Source organism: Georgenia sp. M64, from assembly GCF_038049925.1.
Taxonomy (GTDB): domain Bacteria; phylum Actinomycetota; class Actinomycetes; order Actinomycetales; family Actinomycetaceae; genus Georgenia.
On sequence record NZ_CP145809.1, the window covers coordinates 2419596 to 2440112 of the forward strand.

At 71.7% G+C, this 20517-nt stretch carries 20 protein-coding genes; 4 read left to right on the forward strand and 16 right to left on the reverse strand.

Annotated features, from left to right (window positions below; all coding sequences use genetic code 11):
- Position 1: 1 nt before the first annotated feature.
- The 15 genes from AAEM63_RS10910 to AAEM63_RS10980 form a co-directional block, all read right to left on the reverse strand.
- A complete protein-coding gene (locus AAEM63_RS10910; RefSeq protein WP_341358300.1) occupies positions 2-910 on the reverse strand; it encodes a phosphodiesterase in 909 nt (302 codons plus the stop codon).
- Positions 907-1992 carry a LacI family DNA-binding transcriptional regulator gene (locus AAEM63_RS10915; RefSeq protein ID WP_341358301.1) on the reverse strand — a complete coding sequence of 362 codons (1086 nt, stop codon included), beginning with the start codon at positions 1990-1992 and terminating at the stop codon, positions 907-909. Before AAEM63_RS10915 ends, AAEM63_RS10910 begins: the two co-directional genes overlap by 4 nt.
- Entirely contained in the window at positions 1989-2861 is an 873-nt protein-coding gene (locus AAEM63_RS10920; protein WP_341358302.1) for a glycerophosphodiester phosphodiesterase family protein, read from the reverse strand. Before AAEM63_RS10920 ends, AAEM63_RS10915 begins: the two co-directional genes overlap by 4 nt.
- The gene (locus AAEM63_RS10925; RefSeq protein ID WP_341358303.1) at positions 2861-4630 is read right to left on the reverse strand and encodes an iron ABC transporter permease; all 1770 of its coding nucleotides are present in this window, start codon (positions 4628-4630) and stop codon (positions 2861-2863) included. Before AAEM63_RS10925 ends, AAEM63_RS10920 begins: the two co-directional genes overlap by 1 nt.
- Positions 4627-5694 (reverse strand): ABC transporter ATP-binding protein, encoded by a 1068-nt coding sequence (locus AAEM63_RS10930; protein WP_341358304.1) that lies wholly within the window; start codon positions 5692-5694, stop codon positions 4627-4629. The genes AAEM63_RS10925 and AAEM63_RS10930 overlap by 4 nt, the downstream gene beginning before the upstream one ends.
- A gap of 90 nt (positions 5695-5784) precedes the next feature.
- Positions 5785-6873 carry an extracellular solute-binding protein gene (locus AAEM63_RS10935; protein ID WP_341358305.1) on the reverse strand — a complete coding sequence of 363 codons (1089 nt, stop codon included), beginning with the start codon at positions 6871-6873 and terminating at the stop codon, positions 5785-5787.
- A gap of 562 nt (positions 6874-7435) precedes the next feature.
- Positions 7436-8194, reverse strand: coding sequence for a glucose 1-dehydrogenase (locus AAEM63_RS10940; protein WP_341358306.1), 759 nt, complete (start codon positions 8192-8194; stop codon positions 7436-7438).
- The gene (locus AAEM63_RS10945; RefSeq protein WP_341358307.1) at positions 8191-9243 is read right to left on the reverse strand and encodes an alcohol dehydrogenase catalytic domain-containing protein; all 1053 of its coding nucleotides are present in this window, start codon (positions 9241-9243) and stop codon (positions 8191-8193) included. The genes AAEM63_RS10940 and AAEM63_RS10945 overlap by 4 nt, the downstream gene beginning before the upstream one ends.
- 1 nt (position 9244) lies before the next feature.
- Positions 9245-10273 (reverse strand): C-terminal binding protein, encoded by a 1029-nt coding sequence (locus AAEM63_RS10950; RefSeq protein ID WP_341358308.1) that lies wholly within the window; start codon positions 10271-10273, stop codon positions 9245-9247.
- Positions 10258-11046 (reverse strand): SDR family oxidoreductase, encoded by a 789-nt coding sequence (locus tag AAEM63_RS10955; RefSeq protein WP_341358309.1) that lies wholly within the window; start codon positions 11044-11046, stop codon positions 10258-10260. Before AAEM63_RS10955 ends, AAEM63_RS10950 begins: the two co-directional genes overlap by 16 nt.
- 50 nt (positions 11047-11096) lie before the next feature.
- The gene (locus AAEM63_RS10960; protein ID WP_341358310.1) at positions 11097-11942 is read right to left on the reverse strand and encodes an IclR family transcriptional regulator; all 846 of its coding nucleotides are present in this window, start codon (positions 11940-11942) and stop codon (positions 11097-11099) included.
- A gap of 47 nt (positions 11943-11989) precedes the next feature.
- A complete protein-coding gene (kduI, locus tag AAEM63_RS10965) occupies positions 11990-12829 on the reverse strand; it encodes a 5-dehydro-4-deoxy-D-glucuronate isomerase (RefSeq protein ID WP_341358311.1) in 840 nt (279 codons plus the stop codon).
- Positions 12830-12943: 114 nt separating this feature from the next.
- Positions 12944-14254 carry a TRAP transporter large permease gene (locus AAEM63_RS10970; RefSeq protein WP_341358312.1) on the reverse strand — a complete coding sequence of 437 codons (1311 nt, stop codon included), beginning with the start codon at positions 14252-14254 and terminating at the stop codon, positions 12944-12946.
- Between the two features lie 14 nt (positions 14255-14268).
- Complete coding sequence (locus AAEM63_RS10975) at positions 14269-14772, reverse strand: TRAP transporter small permease (protein ID WP_341358313.1); 504 nt, start codon at positions 14770-14772, stop codon at positions 14269-14271.
- A gap of 28 nt (positions 14773-14800) precedes the next feature.
- On the reverse strand, positions 14801-15862 hold the full coding sequence (locus AAEM63_RS10980) for a TRAP transporter substrate-binding protein (RefSeq protein WP_341358314.1): 1062 nt from the start codon (positions 15860-15862) through the stop codon (positions 14801-14803).
- A gap of 277 nt (positions 15863-16139) precedes the next feature.
- Here AAEM63_RS10980 and AAEM63_RS10985 point away from each other — a divergent pair, with 277 nt between their 5' ends.
- From AAEM63_RS10985 to nhaA, 3 genes are read left to right on the forward strand one after another with little or no spacing between them, the layout of a single operon-like run.
- Positions 16140-17117 carry a DUF4862 family protein gene (locus AAEM63_RS10985; RefSeq protein ID WP_341358315.1) on the forward strand — a complete coding sequence of 326 codons (978 nt, stop codon included), beginning with the start codon at positions 16140-16142 and terminating at the stop codon, positions 17115-17117.
- Positions 17114-17995, forward strand: a complete 882-nt coding sequence (locus AAEM63_RS10990) for an NAD(P)-dependent oxidoreductase (RefSeq protein ID WP_341358316.1) — start codon at positions 17114-17116, stop codon at positions 17993-17995. Before AAEM63_RS10985 ends, AAEM63_RS10990 begins: the two co-directional genes overlap by 4 nt.
- Positions 17992-19347, forward strand: coding sequence for a Na+/H+ antiporter NhaA (nhaA, locus tag AAEM63_RS10995; protein WP_341358317.1), 1356 nt, complete (start codon positions 17992-17994; stop codon positions 19345-19347). The genes AAEM63_RS10990 and nhaA overlap by 4 nt, the downstream gene beginning before the upstream one ends.
- A gap of 91 nt (positions 19348-19438) precedes the next feature.
- On the opposite strand, the gene AAEM63_RS11000 is transcribed toward nhaA, so the two are convergent.
- Positions 19439-20182 (reverse strand): Crp/Fnr family transcriptional regulator, encoded by a 744-nt coding sequence (locus AAEM63_RS11000; RefSeq protein WP_341358318.1) that lies wholly within the window; start codon positions 20180-20182, stop codon positions 19439-19441.
- Positions 20183-20282: 100 nt separating this feature from the next.
- Here AAEM63_RS11000 and AAEM63_RS11005 point away from each other — a divergent pair, with 100 nt between their 5' ends.
- The gene (locus tag AAEM63_RS11005; protein ID WP_341358319.1) at positions 20283-20513 is read left to right on the forward strand and encodes a heavy metal-associated domain-containing protein; all 231 of its coding nucleotides are present in this window, start codon (positions 20283-20285) and stop codon (positions 20511-20513) included.
- Positions 20514-20517: the final 4 nt, after the last annotated feature.

Consider the following 20517-nt stretch of genomic DNA (forward strand, 5'->3'; position numbering starts at 1 on the left):
GTCAGCGCCGCGCCAGGATCTCGTCCGGACCGGGGATGTACAGCCCGGCCGCAGCCAGCATCCGGTCGGTCTCGGCGGCGTCGACGTGGCGCCCCACCGTCCGGTACTGCCCGATCGGCACCACGGAGTGCGTGACGGTGTCGTCGTGGACGTGCACGAGGTTGAACGCCTGGGCGCCGTCGCGCCCTCGGGTGCCGCGGCCGGGGGTCTGGAGGTCCTGGGTGTAGCAGGTGGCCGACGCGACGGACACCGGGATCCCCACGAAGGTTCCGGCTGTCGAGTAGTGGAGGTGCCCACCGAGGATGGCCCGGACGTCAGAGCCGCGCAGCACCTCGGCGAGGGCCGCCTGGTCGCGGAGCTCGACGGTGACGGCGAGGTCCTGCACGCACGGGACCGGCGGGTGGTGCAGCGCCAGCAGACTGCCCTCCGGCGCGGGCACCGCGAGGGCCTCGCGCAGCCACTCGAGCTGGGTCGGCTCGAGCTCTCCGTGGTGCCGGCCCGGGACGGTGGTGTCGAGGACGACGAGGCGCAGCCCGCCGAGCATGACGACGTGGTCGTAGGGCTCGGTGGAGCCCGGCGCGTCGAGGAGCTCGGTACGCAGGCCGGCCCGGTCGTCATGGTTGCCCATGACCCACACGACCTTGGCCCCCATGCGGGCGGCCACCGGCTCGACGATGCCTCGCAGGCTGCGGTAGGCGCCGGCCTCTCCACGGTCGGCCAGGTCACCGGTGAAGACGATGGCCTCCGGGTGCACACCGGTGGTCTCGAGTCCGTCGAGGAGCTCGGAGAGGTGCCCGCCTGCGTCGGCGACGTCGCCGAGCAGCCGGCCCGGAGGCACGAGGTGGGTGTCCGAGATGTGCACGAGGAAGTGGCGCGCTCGGGGGTGCTCGGCGGGACGAAGCTCGGTCATGGTTCCTTCCGGGAGGACGGCGGACCGACGGTCCGCCCAGGGACGAGGACCCCGGGGAGACGCTCGGCGACGACGCCGGCGCCCGGGTGTGCAGCGAGCAGCTCGGCCATCCGGGCCACCGTGCGCCTGGCGAGCTGCTCGACGGGGATGCGGTAGGTCGTCAGCCCGAGGAGGTCGGCGCCGTGCAGGATCCCGTCGCAGCCGGAGACCGAGACGTCTCCCGGGACGGACAGGCCCACGGCGGCGAGGCCCCGGAGGACCTCGAGCTGGCGCAGGTCGGACGGGCACATGATCGCGCTCACCCGGCCCTCGCGGGCCAGGGCCACCGCCTCGGCGACGCCGCCGCGCGGGCCGGCGCCCACGGGGACCGGGATGATCCGCACCCCGCGACCGGCGAGCGTGGCGGCCATCGTGGTGCCGCGCACGTACTCGGGGTAGGAGTCCCCCTCGGCCGTCACGAGGATCGCGACGTCGCGGTGACCGGCGTCAGCGACGTGCTCGGCGAGGCTGCGGCCGGCGTGGACCTCGTCGTAGGACACGGCGTGGATGTGATCGGTGGTCTCGGGCCGGCCGGCCCGGATGATGGGGATCCGGGAGCAGAACGGCTCCAGCTGCTCGCTGGTCACCCCGCCGGTGGCGACGATGAGGCCGCCCACCCGCATCCCCATGAGCCGGTGGAGGCCCGCCACCTGACGCCGGCCACGGGTGTCGGCGGTGACGGTCATCGAGACGAGGGTGAGGTCGGCGGCGTGCGCGGCCTCCTGGAGCTGGGTGAACAGCAGGCCGTAGGCGGGGTTGGCGGCGTCGCGCAGGAGCAGGCCGATCGTCGACGACCCACGGGAGGCCAGCTCGGAGGCGAGCACGTTGGGCACGTAGCCGAGCCGTTCGGCGGCGGCGAAGACCCGGCGCCGGGTCTCCTCCGAGACCTTCTTCTGCCCCAGCATCACGCGGGAGACCGAGGTGCGCGAGACCCCGGCCGCCGCGGCGACGTCCTCCATCGTGAAGCTCGTGAGCTGGTCGGGCACGTCGGGCACATCCGGCAACGCCGCGCCGGCCCCCGTCGGGTCGTCCTCGACGCTCATGCTCCCACCGCCACGCGCTCCCGGGCCGCGCGGTAGTCGCGCAGCAACCAGGGCCAGTCTGTCTGGATCGCGTCGACGCCGAGGTCGAACAGCGGTCCCCAGCCCTCGTCCGGGGAGCCGAGAACGGCGCGTTCGTCGTCGTGCCCGGCGAAGAGGTCACGGCCGGTCGTGAGGACCTCGGCGTTGACCAGGACGAACGCACCCCGGGCACGGAGGTCGGCGAGCACGGCGGGGTCGAGGAACGGGCTGTCGCCATCCCGTGCCAGCAGCTCCACGCCCACGGTGTTCAGCTGAGGGTCCTCGAGGTGGTGGTGCGCCTGCTCCACCGTCGCGCAGATCGGCACGAAGGGGTACTTCACCGGGTGGGCGCGCAGCACGTCGACGCGGTCGAGCCCGGCGGCCGAGCACTTGAGCAGGAGCTGTGCGCTCATGCTCAGGGCGTCGAGGGCGGGCAGGAGACTCTCCCACCAGGTCCAGGAGCGGTCGACGTTGACGAGCGTGCCCGCGGGGACGCCGCCGAGGAGGTCCAGCAGGCCGGCGACCGGCGCCGGTCGCCCGGGCCGCTCGCTGTGGACGTACCGCTGCGCACGGATCTCGCGGGCGGTGCACGAACGCAGGTCCGTGGTCGTGCCGAGGAGCCGCTGCTCGTTGCCGTCGTGGAAGGCGAAGAACTCCCCGTCCGTGGATGCCACGACGTCGATCTCGACGACGTCGCCCCCGGACGCGACCGCGGCGACGACCGACTCGGGGGTGTTCTCCACCAGCGAGCCGACGGCGGTCCCACGGTGGACGACGATGAGCGTGCCGACCTCGGCGGCTCGCGCCCCCAGGAGCGCGTTGGTGGCGGCGAAGCGCTCCTGGCCGAACATCAGCGAGCCTCCGTCTCGCCCGGCAGCGAGGTGGGCAGAGCGGCCCGCAGCCGTGTGCGCCGCTTCCGCGTGCGCGCCGCACGGCCGTAGACGAGGTACATCGTCAGGCCGGTGATGACCATGAGGAGCACGGTGTAGACGAACGTGTTCGCCCGCGCGTCCAGGCTCGCCGTCCCGTCGGTGTTGGCCTTGATCACCAGGCCGAGCGGCTGGAAGAGCGGGTGAGCGAGGAAGACGGCGGTGTCGTAGTCGTCGAGCAGGGAGTTGAAGTTCAGCGCGAGCACCGCGGCCGCGGCGGGCAGGACCGCCGGGAAGAGGATGCGCCGGAAGATGTACAGCGTGCGAGCGCCCATGAGGGTCGCGGCCTCCTCGAGGGAGGAGTTCACCCCCGCGAAGGCCGCCTTGAGCAGACGCAGCGTGAACGGGATCTTCACCACGACGAACGCGATGAGCAGGATCACCGCCGTGCCGGTCAGGACGACGTTGCCCACCAGCGGGCTCGGGTGGTCGTAGCTCATGATCAGCCCGAGCGCGATCATGGCGGCGGGCAGGATCCACGGGATGTGGAGCAGGTACTCGAACGTCGTCGTCAGCCCGTTGCGGTACTTGGAGAGGATCCGGGTGACGAAGAGCAGACCGCCGACCACGATGACCGCCGCCGCCGCCGAGTACACGATCGAGACCAGGAACGGGCGCAGCGACGACTCCTGCCCGAGCACGCGCACGTAGTTGTCGATCGACATCTTCTCGATGGCGAAGCTGCCCGACTCGATCGTCGTGGAGTCCACGAAGGAGTACAGGACGATGAGGACCACCGGCAGGACGTAGACGGCGAACAGCAGGTAGGCGACGACGTGCACGACGATGTTCGCCACCGGGTTGGTGATCCGCTGCTTCTCCAGGGCTGTGGAGACCCGCGAGAGGGAGAAGTACGTGCCGCCCTTCTCGACCCGGGTCATCACCGCGAGCATGAGGATCGTCGCCCCACCGAGGACGACGGCGAGCAGCGCGGCGAGGTCGCGCGACGTGGGCGAGCCGGCGAAGGTGAGGATCATCGGTGCGATCGTCTGGAAGTCCCGGCCGCCGAGGACCTGAGGGGCCGAGAGTGCTCCCAGACCGGTGAGGAACGACAGGATCGTGATCGCGAAGAGCATCGGGCGCAGCATCGGCAGGACCACCCGGAAGAGGATGGTGAACGTGCCGGCTCCCATGTTCTTCGCGGCCTCGATGGTCTGGTGGTCGACCTTGGCCAGCGACGAGGACAGGAAGAGCATGTGGTTGGTCGTCGTGGCGAACGTCATGACGAACAGGACGGCGAGGTAGCCGGTGAACCAGGCGGGGTCGAGCCCGGGGAAGATCCGCAGCAGGAACCCGGTGACGATCCCGTCCTCGCCGTAGACGAACTTGTAGCCCGCGGCGAGGACGATGCCGCCGTAGATGAACGTCGTGGCGTACCCGAACCACAGGATCCGGGCCCCCTTGATGTCGAAGTACTTCGTCACCAGGACGATGAAGACGCCGACGACGTTCGTGGTGACCGAGAGGGTGACGGCGAGGAGAAAGCTGTTCGTCAGCGACGTCATCGCCCGCTCGGAGGAGGCGAGCTTCTCCACGGCCCGCCCGGAGAACGCCCCGTCGGGGAAGAAGGTCTCGATGAGCAGGTTGGCGTTCGGCCACACGAGGAACGCGGCGATGAACCAGGTCAGGACGACCGAGACGACCAGCACGAACGGTGAGCGCAGCATGCTGCGCACGGGTGTGCGGCTCATCGGTGGGCCACCGTCGCGCGCGGCGCCGGTGGGACGCGCACTCCGTCGTCGCCGTACTGCAGGACGTGCGTGGGGTCGAGGGTGAGGGTCACCCGCTCGCCCACCGCGGGCCGGACCTGGCCGTCCTCCTTGAACAGGACCTGGACGCTCGCCCCGTGGGACTCGACCGTGAAGACGGAGTGGAGCCCGTGGTAGCTCGCGGCGGCCACGACGCCGTCGACGGCGCAGCTCTGCGGCGGCGGGGTCGTGCCCTCGGTGAGCAGGCCGACCTTCTCCAGGCGCAGGTAGGACGACCGCGCCGGGTCGAGTCCGGCGCCAGGGCCCAGGGCGGCGAGGAACGCGGGGGTGAGACGGGAGGCCTCGCCGATGAAGGTGCAGACGAACTCGGTGGCCGAGGCGTCGTAGATCTCCTGCGGAGTACCGACCTGCTCGACGCGGCCCTTGTTGAAGACGGCGATGCGGTCCGACATCGTCAGCGCCTCGTCCTGGTCGTGCGTGACGTAGAGCGTGGTGATGCCGAACTCGTGCTGCAGCTCCTTGAGCTGGCCGCGCAGCTGGTGACGGAGCTTGGCGTCGAGGTTGGACAGCGGCTCGTCGAGCAGGAGGATCTTCGGCTGAAGGACGAGCGCGCGGGCGATCGCCACGCGCTGCTGCTGGCCGCCGGAGAGCTCGGCGAGGTTCTTCCCGAGCTGCTCCTCGCTCAGGTCCACGCGCCGGGCGATGTCGCGTACGAGCCGGTCGCGTTCGGCCTTGCCCTCCTTACGGACCTTGAGCCCGAACGCGATGTTCTCCCAGACGTCCATCGACGGGAAGAGCGCGTAGTTCTGGAACACCATGCCCACCCGTCGCTGGTCGCTGCGCAGCCGGGTGACGGCCTTGCCGTCGACGTAGATGTCGCCCGCGCTCGGCTCGATGAACCCCGCGAGGGTGCGCAGCGCCGTCGTCTTCCCGCAGCCGGACGGGCCGAGCAGGGTGAAGAACTCGCCCTCGGACACCTCCAGGTCCAGGTGCGGGATGGCGACGAAGTCATCGAAGGTGACCTCGATGTTCTCGTAGCGGATCACGGTGTCTCTCCTCGGTGCGGGGTGCTGGACGGCGGTCGGGCGAGCCCGGGCACGGCGGGCCGGGGCATCTGGCCCCGGCCCGCCGGGCGGTCACGGGACGTACTCGAGCTCGACCTTCTCGATCCAGGAGGCGATGTTCTCGGCGACGAACTCCCAGTCGATGTCCTGCTGCACGAGGTTCTCGTGGAACTCCACGATCTCCGGGTCGGCCTCGGCGATCGCACCCTCGTTGACCGGCATGGAGTCGAACTCTGCGGACCACGCCGCCTGCGCCTCCGCGCCACCGAACCAGTCGATGAACTCGTGCGCCTGGTCGGTCTGGTCCGTGCCCTTGACCACGGCGATCTGCTCGACGGCGAACGGGATGCCGAACTCGGGACGCATGATCTCCGAGTCGACCCCGTACTCCTCCTCGCGCGAGGGGATGCCGGAGGTGAACATCTGGCCCATGTCGACCTCACCCTCGGCCATGCGCAGGTAGAGGTCGGTGTCCGGCACGGAGGGGTTGCCGTGCTCGAAGTAGCCCTGGATCTGCTCCCAGCCCTCGTCCGAGACGCCGAGGTCGCCCTCGGGGTCCTTAAAGCGGTCGAGGATGCCGGCGAAGATCAGCTGGGTCGTCGCGCCGCCGAGGCCGTCCACGGTCTCGTACCGCTCGTGGAAGCGCTCGTCGTTCCACAGGTCGGTCCACTCCTGCGGCGCCTCCTCCGGTGTGTACACGTCGGCGTTGTAGGCCAGGACGATCCCCTGCTGGACCAGCGGCCAGAAGTAGCCCTCGCCGGAGGGGTCCGCGAGGTCGGGGTCGACCTCGCCCGACCATGCCGGCTCGTAGGGCTCGATCGTGTCGGCCGCGACGAGCTGGGAGAAGTACATGTGGTTGAGGCCGAAGACGACGTCCGCGACCGGGTTGCCCGCCTCGGCGAGGATCTTGTTGGTGGTGTCGCCGCCGCCCTGGCCCACGACCTCGATGTCGAACCCGGCCTCGGCGGCCTGCTCGGTCAGCCACTCGGCGCGACCGTCGGCGTTGGAGTTCGTGTAGACGATGAGGGTCTCGCCGCCACCCTCACCACCGGCGGCGGGAGTCGTCTCGGCGTCGTCGGTGTCCGCGCCGGTGGCGCTGCAGGCGGACAGGAGAAGGGTGGCTGCCGCGGCGGCGGCCGCGATGCTGGAGAGCTTGTGCACGAGGGACTCTTTCTCTCGGGATCGGCGGTGATCTCAGTGCGGCGGCGAGCCGAACCTGGACCGACCGGGACTTCCATGTCGACGTCAAGGGGGAGCGCTCTCCCCCACAGCCCAGGATGGCTGTGAGCCATGAATGCGTTGTGGCCTCACGCTAAACCCGAGATGAACTCTTGTCCACGGAAACGCGCCCATGGGGGGAGCGCTCCCCCACAGACCCGACCTGGACCGCCAGCCCACCCTGCGTCGGTCCTGGCAACAGCGCAGACACCGTCGAGGTGCGGGAGGCCAGGACCAGGCCGTCCCACGAGCCACCCAGCCTGCACAGACCGCGCCGGGCACTCCTGAGCAGCTTGGCCGAGGAGAACGTACGGGCATTCCTGACACAGTTTTCGGCTACAGCGGGTGGCGGTCACCGTGCCGCCCTCCGCCCGCCCGCCGGGGGTGAGGACCGGACAGGCCGAGGGCGTCCGGCACGATGTCATCCACGTGCCGAACGCCCTCGGCGAACCCTTCCCGAGCGTGAGCGCGAGGTCAGCGGGGTGCGGTGCCCGCTCGCGACCCGCTACCTCGCCAGCCACCCGCCGTCGACGGCGAGGACCTGCCCGTGAACGTACGCGGCGGCGTCGGAGGCGAGGAACACCACGACGTCGCCGATGTCCTCGGGCGTGCCCCAGCGGCCGGCCGGGATCCGGACCGAGAGCTGCTCGAGCCGCACCGGGTCCGCCAGCAGCGCGCTGTTCATCTCGGTGGCCATGTAGCCCGGCGCGACGGCGTTGACGTTGACGCCCTTGCCGGCCCACTCGTTGCACAGCGCCTTGGTGAGCTGGGCGATCGCCCCCTTGCTCGCCGCATAGGCGGGCACGGTGATGCCGCCCTGGAAGGACAGCAGTGATGCGAAGTTCACCACCTTGCCCTCGCCGCGCTCGAGCATCGGCCGGCCGAAGATCTGGCACAGCTGGAACGGCGCGCGCAGGTTGATGTCGAGAACCGTGTCCCAGGCCTCGAGCGGGAAGTCCACGGCGGGGTAGCGGTCCTGGGTGCCGGCGTTGTTGACGAGGATGTCGACCCGGTGCTCGGCGAGCACCGCCTCGGCGGCCGCGGCGACGGCGTCACCGTCGGCGAGGTCCACCTGCTGGAAGGACACGGTTCGGCCGAGCGAGGCGGCGTGCTCGCACAGCTCCCCGGGGACCTCGTTGCGGGCGAGGACGACGACGTCGGCCCCGGCCTCGAGCAGCGAGCGGGTGATGCCGGAGCCGAGCCCGCGCCCTCCCCCGGTGACCACGGCCGTGCGGCCGGTGAGGTCGAACCTGTTGACGCTCATGCGTCTGCCTTTCCGTCCAGCGGGGTGACGAGGACCTTGAGGCAGTCCTGTCCGGAGGTGGCGGCGTCGAACGCGGCGCCGATGTCGGCCAGGCCGAAGGCCTTGGTCGGGAAGCCCTCGAGGCCCAGCTCGCCGGCGGCGATGAGCTCGATGGCCCGGGTCATGTCGGCGGAGGTGTAGACCCGCACGCCCACGAGGCTCTGCTCCTTGAAGCACACGGCCTGCAGGTCCAGCGCGGTCGGCTGCTTGTACACGCCGACGACGACGATCCGCCCCAGCACCCGGGTGGCCGCGGTGAGCTCGGCGGCCACCGACGGGTGGGCCGCGGAGTCGAAGGTGGTGTCCGCACCCTCGCCGTCGGTCAGCGGCGCGAGCGTCTCGGCCATGCTCGAGCCCTCGGGCACGACCGTGAAGCCGAGGCCCTCGGCCACCGAGCGGCGCCACGGGCTGGGCTCGGTGATGACCACGCGACCGGCGCCCTCGTGCCGCGCGACGAGCGCGGTGAGGATCCCGATGGGTCCGGCGCCGTAGACGGCGACGGTGTCCCCGCGCTCCATGCCGGAGAGGTCGACCGCGTGGACGGCGACGGCGAGCGGCTCGGCGAGGGCGGCGGTGCGGGGGTCGACGCCGTCGGGCACCGCGTGCAGCACCTCGGGCGGCAGCGCGACGTACTCGGCCATGCCGCCGGGGGCGTCGATGCCGTACAGCCCCAGGCGCCGGCACACGTGGGAGCTGCCGGTGCGGCAGGCGCGGCACTCGCCGCACGTGATGAGCGGCTCGACGGTGACCAGGGTGCCGGCCGCGGTGCCGGTGGCGCCGGCCTGCTCGACCCACCCGGACATCTCGTGGCCCATGACCAGGGGCGCCTGGGCCCGCGGGTGCTTGCCGTGGAGGATCGACAGGTCGGTGCCGCAGATCCCGTTGTAGGCCACGCGGACGAGCGCCCAGCCGTCGGGGACCTCCGGCCGCTCGACCTGGCGGTGCGCCACCTCGTCGGTGGCGGTCCAGACCGCCGCCGCCATCGTGGACGTCTCGGTCGTCGCGCTCATCTCAGGCTCCCGTCAGGGCGGCGACGGGTGCGCAGCCGGCGTTGCGGCCCGGGGCGCCGAGCACCTCGGGGTTGACGATGTCGCGCGGCGCGCGGCCGGCGCACACCTCGACGACGTTCTCCACCGTGCGCCGCTTGAGCTCGTCGTAGGACTCCTCCGTGTACCAGGCCAGGTGCGGCGTCAGGACGACGGAGTCGAACGTGGTGAGCGGGTGGTCCGCGGCGATGGGCTCGGACTCGTGGACGTCGATCGCGGCGGCGCGGATGGAGCCGGTGGCCAGGGCCTCGACGAGGGCGTCGGTGTCGATGACGCCGCCGCGGCTGGTGTTGACGACGATGGCGTCGGTGCGCATCCGGGCGAGCTCGGCGGCGCCGATCATGCCGCGGGTCTCCTCGGTGAGCGGGGTGTGCAGGGAGACCACCTGGGAGCGCTCGAGCAGCTCGTCCAGGCTCACCGAGGGGAAGCCGTGGAACGTCGCCGCGCCGGGCTCGGCGAGGATGTCGTAGCCGATCACCTCGTACCCGAGGCCGGCGGCCTTGCGGGCGGTGGCGGTGCCGATGAGGCCCATGCCGATGATCCCGAAGACGCGGTCGCGGGTCTGGTAGACGGGCCGGACGACGGCGAGGTCGAAGGACCCGGCGCGCACCCCCCGGTCCAGCCGCGGGATGCCGCGGGCGGCCGCGAGGGTCATGGCGACCGCGTGGTCCGAGACGGACTCGGTCCCGTAGTCGGGGACGTTGCACACGGCGATGCCGCGCGCCGTGGCGGCGTCGACGTCCACGGAGTCGACGCCCACGCCGTAGCGCCCGATCGCGCGCAGCGAGGGCAGGGCGTCCATGATCTCGGCGGTGATGGTGGCGTACTGGACGAGGATCGCGTCGGCGCCGGCGGCGTTGGCGATCAGCTCCTCCGCGCTGCGTGACTGGGTGAGGACCAGCTCGGCGCCGGCGGGGTCGGCGACCTCGTGCTCGGCGGCGAAGGAGTCGTGGTCGCACTCGGTGATGACGAGACGCATCAGCGGGCCAGCCATCCGCCGTCGACGGGCAGGACGACGCCGTGGACGTAGTCGGCGGCCCGGCTGCACAGGAACAGCACGGCGCCGGCGATGTCGGAGGCCTCGGCCCAGCGCCCGGCGGGGATGCGGTCGAGGATCGCCTTGCTGCGCTCGGGGTCCTGGCGCAGGTCGTGGGTGTTCGCGGTGGCGACGTAGCCCGGGGCGACGGCGTTGACGTTGACGCCGTGCTGGGCCCACTCGTTGGCCAGGGCGCGGGTGAGCCCGGCGATCGCGGACTTCGACGAGGTGTACCCGGGCACGTTGATGCCGCCCTGGAAGCTGAGCATGGAGGCGGTGTTGATGATCCGGCCGTGGCCGCGCTCGATCATCGTGGCGCCGATCTCCCGGGCGAGGACGAACGCGGTGCGCAGGTTGACGTCCATGACGTGGTCGAAGTCGGCGTCGGGGTGCTGCGCGGCGGGGATGCGCCGGATGGTGCCGCCGTTGTTGACGAGGATGTCGACGCCGCGCTCGGCCAGGTCCGCCGCGAGGGCGGTGACGGCGTCGCGGTCGGAGAAGTCGGCGGTGATGGGGGTGAAGGTGCGCCCGTGGGCCTCGACGGCGGTGCGGACCTCACTGTCGCCCTGGGGCATGTCGTAGCTGACGCCGACGATGTCCGCCCCGGCGGCGGCGAGCGTCTCGGCGATCGCCAGGCCGATGCCCTGGCTCGCGCCGGTGACGACGGCCGTCTGCCCCTCGAGGCTGAAGAGGTCCTCCGCGAAGGCGGCGGGGGTGGTCGCGTGCGTCATGTCGGTGTTCTCCTGGCGAGGTGGGTGGTGCGGCGCTACCGCTCGTGCGGTCAGCGTCGGAGGACGGGTGGGGCGGTGCTGCCCCCGGGCGTGTACCCCAGGGCGCGGGAGATCTGGTCGGCGGTGCGCAGCGCCGCCTCGGACATCGCCTCGACCTGCTCGAGCGTGTGCTCGACCGTGATCGTGGAGATGCTGATGCCGTACTTGATGGTTCCGGTGTGGTCCCTGATGGGGGCGGCCACGCAGGCGACGCCGGGGACGTTCTCCTCGCGGTCCATGGCGTAGCCGCAGCGGCGCACGTCGGCGACGTCCGCGCGCAGCGCCTCGAGCGTGGTGAGGGTGTGCGGGGTGCGGGCCGGCAGGCCGGCGCGCGCGACGAACCGCTCGAGCGCGTCGTCGGAGTACCCGCTGAGCACCGCCTTGCCGATGCCCGAGGAGTGCATGGGGATGGCGTTCCCCACCCGGGAGGGCATCTGGTAGGGCTTGTCGGAGTCGGTGCGGACGAGGTAGATGATCTCGTCGCCGTTGGCCGCCCCCACGTGGACCGTGCAGTGCACCTCGGCGACGAGCTCGTCGACGAACGGGCGGGCGATCTCGGAGATGTCGATGCGCTGGAGCGCGCGGCCCGCCAGGGAGAGGATCTGCGGTCCGGGCAGGTAGCTGCCGTCGGCGGCGAGGGCGACGAAGCCCCGGTCGACGAGCGTGGAGATGATCCGGTGCGTGGTCGCCTTGGCCAGGCCGGTGGCCGCCACGACCTCGGAGAACCGGTCGTGGGTGAGCGCCGCCTCGAGGACGAGGAGGGTCTTCTCGCTGGCGTTGGCGGTGGCGGCCGCCCCGGCGAGGGCCTCGGGGTGGACCGAGGTCGGGCCGGGTCGGGGTGCGGTCTCGCTGATCATGGTCTCTGCCTGTCCCTGGACGGTTGCTGGTGGGTACCAGCGTGCACTCATCTCATCTCTGAGATCGGGAACCCGTCCATGTCGTCGAAGGACTGGTTCTCCCCCGCCATCGCCCACACGAAGCTGTAGGCCGCGGTGCCGACGCCGGAGTGGACCGACCAGCTCGGGGAGATGACGGCCTCCTCGTTGCCGATGAGGAGGTGCCGGGTCTCGTCGGGCCGGCCCATGAGGTGGACGACCCGGGCGTCCGCGGGCAGGTCGAAGTAGAGGTAGGCCTCCATGCGCCGGTCGTGGGTGTGCGCCGGCATCGTGTTCCACATGCTGCCGGGGTGCAGCGTGGTCACGCCCATGACCACCTGGCAGCTGCGCACGCCGTTCTCGTGGATGTACTGGTTGAGCGTGCGCCGGTTGGAGGTGAGGGGGTCGCCGAGCTCGCGGACCGTCCCCTCGCCGGCCTTGACCAGCGTCGTCGGGTAGGCGGTGTGCGCGGGCGCGGAGACGAGGTAGAACCGGGCCGGGCCCTGCTCCCCGCCGGCGTCGGTCGAGGACAGCAGCACCTCGCGGGCGCCGCGGCCGACGTACAGGCACGAGCCGTGGGCCAGCTCGTAGGAGGTGCCGTCGACGGCGACCGTGCCGGGTCCGCCGACGTTGACGATGCCCGCCTCACGGTGCTCGAAGAAGTACTCGGAGCGGATCTCCGGGAAGGTGGGCAGCTCGACGGTCGTGCTGACCGGCCGCACCCCGGCGAGGACCACGCGGTCGTGGTGGGTGTAGACCGCGCGGGCCTCGTCGTCGGCGAACAGGGCGGGCACGAGGTAGCGCTCGCGCAGCTCGGCGGTGCCCATGCCGGGGATCTGCTCGGGGCTGGTGGCGTAACGCTGTTCCATCGTGGACCTCTCGTGGTGCGGACGTGCGTGGCTGTGGTGCTTGCTTGTGTGGCAGTGGTGCTGGTGCTTGCTTGTGTGGCTGTGGTGCTTGCGGTGTGGTGGGAGCTCGGTGCGCTACGGCGCGACGAGGCCGAGGACGCCGGGCAGCCACATCGACAGGGCGGGTGTGAAGATCACGACGACCAGCAGCAGGATCAGTGCGCCGAAGAACGGCAGCAGGCGCCGGATCACGTCCTCGATGCCCAGGTCGGCCACCTTGGCCCCGACGAAGAGGATCGGGCCGACCGGCGGGGTGATGGTGCCGACCGAGAGGGCGAAGACCATCATGATGCCGAAGTGCACGGGGTGGATCCCGAAGGCGCTGACGATCGGCAGGAAGATCGGCGCGAAGATCAGCACCGCCGGCGTCGGGTCCATGAACAGGCCCACCACCAGCAGGACGACGGCGATGAGGAGCAGCAGGACCACCGGGTTGGAGCTGACCGAGAACATCGCCTCCGAGACCATCGCCGGGACCTTGGCGAAGGACATGACGAAGCCCATGATCGACGAGACGCCGATGAGGAACATGACCACCGAGGTGGTGCGGGCCGCCTCCATGAGGATGCGCGGCAGGTCGCTGAGCTTGATCGCCTTGTAGATCGCCGAGAGGATCAGCGAGTAGACGACGGCGATGTTCGAGGCCTCCGTGGGGGTGAAGAACCCGCCGAGGATGCCGCCGATCACGACGACGATGAGGGCCATCGCGGGCAGGGCCGCGACGATCGTGCGGGTTCCCTCGGCGAACCCGACCTTCCTGCTGAGCCGCAGCTCGGGGCGGCTGCGCGAGTACAGGTAGACGATGATCATGCAGGCGACCACCCACAGCAGGCCGGGGATGTAGCCCGCGACGAACAGCGCGGCGACCGAGGCGCTGGAGACCAGCGAGTAGACGATCATGAGGTTGCTCGGCGGGATGAGCATGCCGGCCGGGGCGGAGGCGATGTTCGTCGCCGCGGAGAACCCTCGGTCGTAGCCCTCCTTGGCCTGCATCGGCCCCATGGTGGAGCCGATCGCCGCCGCGGCGGCGACGCCGGAGCCGCTGACGGCGCCGAACATCGCGTTGGCGGCCACGTTCGTCTGGGCGAGCGAGCCCGGTGTGCGGCCGACCATGACCTTGGCGGCGTTGACGAGCCGGCTGGCTATGCCGCCGTTGTTCATGATGACGCCGGCCAGGACGAAGAACGGGATGGCCAGCAGCGGGAAGGAGTTGATGCCCCGGAAGACCTGCTGGGCCGAGGTGAGCACGCCGTTCTCGACACCGAGGACGACGAACAGCGCGGTCATCGACGACAGGCCGACGGCGATGCTGATGGGGGCGCCGATCACGAGGAAGATCGAGATGCCGGCGAGGAGGATCAGTGCTGCGAGCGGTGCGGTTTCCATGTGTCAGCCCTCCGTCACACGACGTCCGGCTCGGTGTCCTCGACCGGGCGCTCCGCGCCGGTGAGGATCCGTACCAGGTGGTAGATGGTGTAGAGGGCGATGAGCACGCCCGAGATCGGCAGCGCGAGGTAGAGCGGGCCGACGTTGACCGGCAGGCCGGTGAGGTTCTGCTCCCAGGCCAGGTCGACCACGCTGAAGCCGCCCCAGATGAGGACCAGGGCCGTGAAGGTGAGGACGCCGAGCTGCACGACCACCGCGAGGAGCTTCTGCACGGTGACGGGCAGCTTGCGGACGGCCACCTCGACAGCGATGTGACCGCGCTCGCCGAAGACGAGCGCCGCCCCGAAGAGGCCCAGCCAGATGAACAGGTACTTGGCGAGCTCCTCGGACCAGCCGCTCGGCTGGTCGAGGACCTGTCGGGCGAAGACCTGCCAGGTGACGTCGACGACGAGCAGGGCGAAGAGCGCCACGCACGTCCACGTCAGGACGCGGTCGAGCGCGTTCTTTGCTGCATTCATGGGATGGGCCTCTTCGGGACGGTGGGGATCACTCGGCCGCTTCGCGGACCTGCTCGAGGATCGTGCGGGTGACGTCGTTGGTGATCTTCGACTCGGTCAGCGGCGCGATGGCCTCGGCGAACGCCTCGGCGTCGACCTCGTTGAACTGGGCGCCCTCGGCCTCGGCGGCCGCCTTGGCCTCGCCGACCTGCTCCTTCCAGAGCTCGGCCTCGTGCTCGATCGCCTCGGCAAGGAGCTCGTTGAAGATCTCCTGGTGCTCGGCCGACATCGACTCCCAGATGGTGGGGTTGATGATGAGGTAGTCGGGGAACATCAGGTGCCGGGTGTAGCTGTAGTACGGGGCGACCTCGTGCTGCTTGAGGTTGTAGTAGATGAGCTCGTTGTTCTCGCCGCCGTCGAGCAGGCCGGACTGCATGGCCGTGTAGACCTCGCCCTGGCCCATCGGGGTGCCGGTGCCGCCCATGAGGCTGAGCATCTCGATGTTGGTGTCGGACTCGATGACGCGGATCTTCATGCCCGCGAGGTCCTCGGGGGTGTTGATCGGCTTCTCGGTGTTGTAGACGGACCGGATGCCGCCGTGGAAGGCGCCGAGCACCTTGATGCTCTGGTCCTCGAGCGAGGAGTAGAGGTCGCCGACGATCTCGGGGTCGTTGGTGACCTGGCGCTGGTGGTCCTGCGACTCGAAGGTGAAGGGCAGGTTGAAGACGACGAAGTCGGGGTTGAAGTTCTCCAGCAGGGGTCCGGCCACGTAGGCCATCTCCAGCGTGCCGGCCTGCAGCAGCTCGATGGTCTCGCGCTGCGCGCCGAGGGTCTCGTTGGGGAAGACCTCGATGTCGTAGGCGCCGTCGGTGGCCTCGAACAGCTTGTCGCCGAGCTCGTCCAGGACGATGTACTGCGGGTGCGTCTCGGGCTGGTTGAACGCCGCCTTCATGACCAGGGTGTCGCCGGAGGCCTCGGGGGCCTCGCTCCCCTGGGCCGCCGGCGTCTCGCCGGCGGGGTTGGTGGCGCCGGTGCCGGCGCTGCACGCGGTGAGCGCGAGCACCGAGGCCCCCAGCAGGGCCGTGATCGAAACAGCCTTGTTTCGCGTCATCTTCAAGGACTCCTCTGTCGGCTCACGACGTGAGCGCATCTCGTGCGGGTGCTTTCTGCGTGCCCGCACCGGTGGTGGGTCACTGGCCTCGACGTCGAGCTGACCGCGTTGCCAGAAGTGCCATGTCGTGGAACTTAGTTCCGTGGTGCGGACCTAGATAACCAGACGGAGGACCCACAAGCAACACGACCTAGGTCCCAGAACCGCTACCGTGACCTGATCGAGACTTTCGTGGAACGCAGTTCCGCCAAACGGAACCCTAGAGGAGAATCCCCCGATGACCGACCACGACGACGTGCGGCTGCCGCTCCTCGGCGCCTACGCGATGGCACCGACCGACCCCGCCGACGAGGCCGTCTTCTACGACGGTGTCGCCGACCTCGGGATCGGCGGACTCGAGCTTCCCCTTCCCCTGCCCGGCGCACCGAGCCTCGAACCCGCCTGGCTCGCACGGAACGTCCTGCCGAGCTGGGACCTGCTCGTCACGTGCATCCCCACCGTCATGGGCCGGCTCGGCACGGATCCCGCGTACGGCCTCGCCGCTGCCGACGACGACGCCCGGGCCCGCGCCCTCGCCGACGTCGCCCGGGCGCGTGACCTCGCCCTGCGGCTCGCCGACGAGCACGGACGACGGCGCGTGGTCGGCATCCAGGTGCACAGCGCCCCCGGACCGCGCGGCGGCGGCCGCGACGCCCTGACGCGGTCGCTCGAGGAGATCTCCGGCTGGGACCTCGCCGGCGCACAGCTGCTCGTGGAGCACTGCGACGCCGCCTCGGACGAGCACGTCGCCGTCAAGGGCTTCCTCGCCCTCGAGGACGAGATCGCCGCGGTCCGCACCGCCGGCGGCTCGGTGTCCGGCTCCGCCGACGCTACCGGCCTCAGCGTCAACTGGGGGCGCTCGGCCATCGAGGGGCGCAGCGCCGCCACCCCGGTCGAGCACGTCCGTGGGGCGGTCGACGCCGGTCTCCTCGGCGCCGTCGTGCTCTCCGGCGCCACTGGCGAGACGACCGCGTGGGGTGAGGCCTGGGGCGACGCGCACATCCCGCCCCGCGGCGGCGACCCGGCTCTCGCGCCGTCGTCGGCCTCCCTGCTCGGACCCGACGAGGTGCGCGAGACGCTCGACGCCGCCGGACCGGCCGCTCTCGTCGCGGTCAAGGTCTCGGTCCGGCCGAGGGACGCCGACGTGCCCACCCGGCTCGCCGTCGCCCGCGCGGCGCTGACCCTCGTCGGCGACGCCCGGCGGGCCGCCCGATGAGGGTCGGGTTCGTCGGTCTCGGCGTCATGGGGGCGCCCATGGCGCGCAACATCGCCCGCGCCGGCTTCGAGCTCCACGTCACCGCCCGCCGGCCCGCGGCGGCTGATGCCCTCGTCGCCGACGGCGCCACATGGCACGACACGGCACGCGAGCTCGCGCGCCACGCGGACGTCGTCGTCGTCATGGTGCCGGACCTGCCCGACGTCGAGGCCGTCCTCGACGGCGAAGACGGCCTGCTCGCCGGGGTGGACGCCCCGACGGTCGTCGTCGTCTGCTCGACCGTCTCCCCCGAGGGCGTGCGCGCCCTGGGACGGCGGGTGGCCGAGGCCACCGGCGGGCTCGCCCGCCTGGTCGACGCCCCCGTGAGCGGCGGGGAGGAGGGCGCCGTCGCCGGGACCCTGTCGGTGATGATGGGCGGGCGCGACGAGGACGTCGCCGTGGCCGCGCCCGTCCTGTCCGCGACCGGCACCCCGGTCCACCTGGGCCCAGCCGGCGCGGGCGAGGTCGCCAAGGCCTGCAACCAGATGATCGTCGCCGCCACCGTCCTTGCCCTCGGCGAGGCCGCCGTGGTGGCCGAGCGAGCCGGGCTCGACGTCCGCGCCCTGTTCGACCTCCTCGGCGGCGGGTATGCCGGGAGCCGCCTGATGGAGGTCAAGAAGGCGCGGCTGGCCGAGCACGACCACAGCCCCTCCGGGCCGGCGAGGTTCATGGTCAAGGACCTGGGGTTCGCCACCGCCGAGGCGGCCGCGACCGGGACGGCGACCCCGCAGCTCGACGTCACCCGGGAGGTCTTCACCGGGCTCACCGACGCCGGGCTCGGCGACCTCGACACCAGCGTCGTCCAGGCCTACGTCGAGTCCCTCGGGCGGGCGAGGTGAGTGCCCCCGGCCGCCGGACGGCCGAGGTACCTGCCCCGACGGTCGCGTCCGGGAAGGTCGCGCCCGGGGATGTCCGTCCCTCCCCCCGAACGGTCATCAGCCGGCTGACGCCGGGCGGCCGGCGCAACTTCGCCGACACCCTGCGCGCCGAGAACACCGGCGCCGTTCTCCTCGTCCTCGGTACCGTCCTGGCCCTGCTGCTGGCCAACTCCCCCGCCCGCGACACCTACGCCGCCCTCAGCGGCACGGTGGTCGGTCCCGCGGCCCTGCACCTCGACCTCACGCTCGCGCAGTGGGCCACCGACGGGCTGCTCGCGATCTTCTTCTTCGTCGTGGGCCTGGAGCTCAAGCGGGAGATGGTCGAGGGCCAGCTGCGCCGCCCGGCCACGGCCATCGTGCCGATCCTCGCCGCCGTCGGCGGCATGGCGGTCCCGGCGCTGCTCTACCTCCTGGTCAACGTCCTCGCCGACGACGGCGCCACGAACGGCTGGGCCGTCCCGGTCGCGACCGACATCGCCTTCGCCGTCGCCGTGCTCACCCTGTTCGGGCGGCGCCTCCCGACGGCGCTGCGCGCCTTCCTGCTCACCCTGGCGGTCGTGGACGACCTGCTCGGGATCGTCGTCATCGCGCTGTTCTACTCCGACGGGATCCACGTCCTCGAGCTCGGCGGCGCGCTCGCCGCGATCGCCGTCTTCGCCCTCCTGGTCCGCCGGCGCCACTCTCCCTGGCTGCTCGCGCTCGTCGCCGTGGCGGCGTGGGCGCTCATGCACTCCGCGGGCGTGCACGCCACCATCGCCGGCGTGCTGCTCGGCTTCACCGTGCCGGTCCTCGCGCGCGGCGGCGCCACCAGAGGGCTCGCGGAGCACTACGAGCACGTGTGGCGGCCGGTCTCGGCCGGCCTCGCCGTGCCGGTGTTCGCCTTCTTCGCCGCCGGGGTGAGCCTGAGCCCGGAGGCACTGCGGGACGCCCTCGGCGACCCGGCGGCCCAGGGCGTGGCGCTGGGGCTGGTCCTCGGCAAGCCGGTCGGCATCCTCCTGGCCACCGCGGCGCTCGTGGGCCTGACGAGGGCTCGGCTCGACCCCTCCGTGCGGTGGCCGGACCTCGCCGCCGTCAGCGTCGTCGCCGGGATCGGCTTCACCGTCTCCCTCCTCATCGGCGAGCTCTCGTTCCCGGGCGGCTCACCGCGCGGGGAGCACGTCAAGGCCGCGATCCTCCTCGCCTCGGCCGGCGCCGCGCTCGTCAGCGGCGGGTTGCTCACCTGGCGCAGCCGGGTGCACGGCAGCCGCCTGGACGACCCGGACGCAGAACCCGTGACCACCGGCGTGCGGTCGGACTCCCCGCCGACGCCGTAAAGAACGTACGGATACTCCGTACAGAATCTTCGGCCAAGGCCACGGCCACGGCCACGGCCAGCGGCCAGCGGCCAGCGGCCGCCAGGCCCGGTCAGGCGGCCGCGATCCGCGCGAGACCGTCCCGGTCGAGCAGCGCCGTCCACCGTCGGCCGGAGTCCACGAGCCCGTCGGAGCGCCACCGGCTCATCACCCGTGAGACGGACTCCGGCGTCGAGCCGGCCATGGCCGCGAGGTCGGCGCGGGAGAGCGGGACCTGGATGAGCACACCGCCGCCCGGGCGCTCCTGGCCCATCCGGTCGGCGAGTCGGAGCAGGACGGCGGCCACGCGCGCGGCGACGCTCTCGCCCGACCGGCCGGCGTCGGACCGGGCCCGGGCGAGCCGGACGGCGAGGTCGTCGAGCACCCGCAGCGCGACGGCCGGGTGCTCGGTGAGGACCTCGCGGAACGCCGCCGGTCCGATCCGCAGCGCGCACGTGGTGGTCAGCGCGACGGCGGACTCGGCGAAGGTCGGCTCCCCCAGGGTGCTCAGCGCACCGAGGAGGTCCCCGGGCGCGAGGACGTCGGTGATGACCTCGGTGCCGCCCGCCGCGGTCCGGGTGAGCTTCACCCGCCCCGCCGCGACGACGAAGAGGTGCTCGGCCGGCTCACCGGCGGTGTAGAGCGGGTCACCCTCGGCCCACGACAGCGACACCATGCGCTCGTCGACGGCGGCGAGCTCGTCCTGGGACAGGCCGCGGAAGTACGGCACCTGCCGCAGCACGGCCAGGCGCACGTCGCGGGCGCAGCGGTGCGGCTGGGCGCAGGTGCTGCGCAGGGGAACGTGCCGGCGGGCCACCGCCTCAGGCTAGACCCGCCGGTGCCGTTGATTGACGGCCGTCATGGTCCGCCGTCGACGCCGTTCGTAGCGTCGGGCTCATCGACAGAGAGGAACGACCATGACCACCCCGACCACCCGCACCGTCCTGCGTGCCGAGGGCTTCACCTGCCCGTCCTGCGTGACCAAGATCGACAAGCAGGTTCGCCGGCTCGACGGCGTCTCCGCCGTGACCGTGCACTTCGCCTCCGGGCGCATCGAGATCGACCACGACCCCGGCGTCGCCGAGGTCCCCGCGCTGGTCGAGGCCGTCGCCCGCGCCGGGTACACCGCCCGCCCGGCGACGTTCTGACGAG